This window comes from Streptomyces milbemycinicus, assembly GCF_002154605.1.
Classification (GTDB): Bacteria; Actinomycetota; Actinomycetes; order Streptomycetales; family Streptomycetaceae; genus Streptomyces; species Streptomyces milbemycinicus.
Map to the genome: position 1 here is coordinate 1 of NZ_MUNE01000327.1, position 2587 is coordinate 2587.

The 2587-nt window shown below is 66.4% G+C and carries 3 protein-coding genes, 1 tRNA gene and 1 pseudogene; 4 read left to right on the forward strand and 1 reads right to left on the reverse strand.

The window, feature by feature from the left end; all coding sequences use genetic code 11:
* A partial coding sequence (locus tag CCN51_RS25715; RefSeq protein ID WP_086860128.1) for a M48 family metalloprotease occupies nucleotides 1–573 on the forward strand: 573 nt, incomplete at its 5' end.
* Nucleotides 570–968 (forward strand): YccF domain-containing protein, encoded by a 399-nt coding sequence (locus CCN51_RS25720; RefSeq protein ID WP_014178724.1) that lies wholly within the window; start codon nucleotides 570–572, stop codon nucleotides 966–968. The genes CCN51_RS25715 and CCN51_RS25720, both read left to right, overlap by 4 nt.
* A 115-nt stretch (nucleotides 969–1083) precedes the next feature.
* On the opposite strand, the gene CCN51_RS25725 is transcribed toward CCN51_RS25720, so the two are convergent.
* Entirely contained in the window at nucleotides 1084–1572 is a 489-nt protein-coding gene (locus CCN51_RS25725; RefSeq protein WP_014178725.1) for a YajQ family cyclic di-GMP-binding protein, read from the reverse strand.
* A gap of 192 nt (nucleotides 1573–1764) precedes the next feature.
* On the opposite strand from CCN51_RS25725, the gene CCN51_RS25730 reads away from it, so the two are divergent.
* Together CCN51_RS25730 and CCN51_RS25735 are read left to right on the forward strand one after the other, a co-directional pair.
* Nucleotides 1765–1846 (forward strand) — tRNA-Tyr (locus CCN51_RS25730).
* A 68-nt stretch (nucleotides 1847–1914) separates the two neighbouring features.
* Nucleotides 1915–2520: pseudogene (locus CCN51_RS25735) on the forward strand (UTRA domain-containing protein); the annotation flags it as partial.
* Nucleotides 2521–2587: the final 67 nt, after the last annotated feature.

The window sequence follows — 2587 nt, forward strand, 5'->3', positions numbered from 1 at the left end:
CCCAACGCCTTCGCGACCGGCCGCAACCCGCGGAACGCGGCGGTGTGCTGCACCGAAGGCATCCTGCGCCTCCTCGACGAGCGCGAGCTGCGCGCCGTGCTCGGCCATGAGCTCAGCCACGTCTACAACCGCGACATCCTCATCTCGTCCGTCGCCGGCGCGCTCGCCAGCGTCGTGATGTTCCTGGTCAACTTCGCCTGGCTGATCCCGATCGGCCGCTCCGACGACGACGAAGGCCCCGGCTTCCTCGGCATGCTGCTGATCATGATCCTCGGCCCGCTCGCGGCCACCATCATCCAGCTCGCCGTCAGCCGCTCCCGCGAGTACGAGGCCGATGCCTCCGGCGCCCAGCTCACCGGCGACCCCCTCGCCCTCGCGAACGCCCTCCGCAAGCTCGAAACGGGCACCCAGCAGCTTCCGCTGCCGCCCGAGCCCCGCCTGGAGACCGCGAGCCACCTGATGATCGCGAACCCCTTCCGCGCCGGCGAGGGCATGGCCAAGCTCTTCTCCACCCACCCGCCCATGGCGGAGCGCATCGCCCGCCTCGAGGAGATGGCAGGACGCCGACCGTGAAGACCATCCTCAACCTGATCTGGCTCGTCCTCTCCGGCTTCTGGCTCGCCTGCGCCTATCTCATCGCCGGGCTGATCCTCTTCATCACCATCATCGGCATCCCGTTCGGCATCGCCTCCTGGCGCATCGCGGGCTTCGCCCTCTGGCCCTTCGGCCGCACCGCCGTCCCCCGCCGCGACGCCGGCGCGCCCTCCTGCATCGGCAATGTGCTGTGGCTCGTCCTCGCGGGCTGGTGGCTGGCGCTCGGCCACATCATCACCGGCACCATCCTCTGCCTCACGATCATCGGCATCCCGCTGGGCCTGGCCAACTTCAAGCTGATCCCGATATCCCTGACCCCCCTGGGCCACGAGATCGTCTCCACGGACCGCCCCTTCGCGACCGGCCGCTGGTAACCGCTCCAGCGGAAGACGGCGGCAGACACATGCCAAGGGCGGGCAGCCCGTAAACAGGCTGCCCGCCCATGCGAAGGAGAGTCGGAGAGCGGTCCCTAGACGGCAGTGGTGACGTTCACCGGTAGTTGACGAACTGCACCGCGAAGTCGAGGTCCTTGCCCTTGATCAGCGCGATCACGGCCTGCAGATCGTCCCGGTTCTTGGACGACACCCGCAGCTCATCGCCCTGCACCTGCGCCTTGACGCCCTTGGGGCCCTCATCGCGGATGATTTTGGCGATCTTCTTGGCGTTCTCCTGGGAGATCCCCTCCTGCAGCGAGGCGAAGATCTTGTATTCCTTACCGGAGGCCTGAGGCTCGCCCGCGTCCAGCGCCTTCAGCGAGATACCGCGCTTGACCAGCTTGGACTGGAAGACATCGAGGATCGCCTTGACCCGCTCCTCGGAGTTGGCACGCATCTCGATCCGCTCGCCCGACCACTCGATCGAGGCGCCGACGTTCTTGAAGTCATAGCGCTGGGAGATCTCGCGGCTCGCCTGGTTGAGAGCGTTGTCGACCTCCTGCCGCTCGACGTTCGAGACGATGTCGAAACTGGAGTCGGCCATCTTGAGTTGGCTCCTCGTACATAGATCTGTCAGGGGCACGGCCCGCCGGACCGCACGGGTCAGCCTAGCCATCCCAGCCATGATCGAGACGGGATCAACCCGGTGGCGGAGCACCCCCTGTCATCGGGTATTGTTTACGTCGTCGCCAGGGGGTTCCCCGAAAGTGGGAACGGAGCTCCTGGTCACATCCCAGGCGGTGTGCCCGAGTGGCCAATGGGAGCGGACTGTAAATCCGTCGGCTTTGCCTACCCAGGTTCGAATCCTGGCGCCGCCACGCTGGGAAATGGCCCCTGAGCTGCGAAAACGCAGCCAGGGGCCGTTGTCGTTCATGAGGGCGGTGAGCACAGCATGGGGACCTTCGTCCGCAAGCCGCGTCCGCGGGTGGAGCGGAACAACGACCGGCACCAGTGGGAGAAGGACCGGGCGCGTCAGTCGCGGGCCGAGCGTCTGAAGACCGGGTCCACGGAGCGCGACACCGGGCTGGAGGCCGCCGATCTCGTCTTCCGCGCCGAGTACCGCGAGGCCAGGGCCGACGAGGATCGGGCGGCGGTGTTCGGGGTGCCGGTCGGTACGCGGCTGCTGGAGCGGATCTACCGCACCAACTGCCGTGAGGACTTCCCCCTCGCGCTGGTGCGCTCATATCTCGTACGCGATGTGGTGGCGGCCAATCCGGATCTGCTCGACGATTCGAATGAGCCGTGGCCCGGTGGTACACAGAGCCAGCTTTATACGCTCGGCATCGAGCTGGATCGCGTAGAGGAGTGGATCACGGCCCGCCCGCCGACCGTGGAGGAAGCCGAAGAACTCGGCCTGAAGAAGGGCGTCCCGGTGATTCTCCTCCGGAAGATCTCCATCGACATCAACGGCCGGGTCGTGGAATTCTCCGACGTCACGTTGTCCGGGGACCGCACCGAGCTTGTCTTTGCGACCTCGCTGAAGCGATGGTGACCACGGGCGTCAATTCATGGAAATACGGCCCGTGACCAGCGCCTGCTCACGGGCCGTATTTCCATGA

Coding starts and splice junctions, on each gene's coding strand:
- CCN51_RS25725 (WP_014178725.1), bottom strand. CDS start 1,572: ATGGCCGACTCCAGTTTCGACATCGTCTCGAACGTCGAGCGGCAGGAG.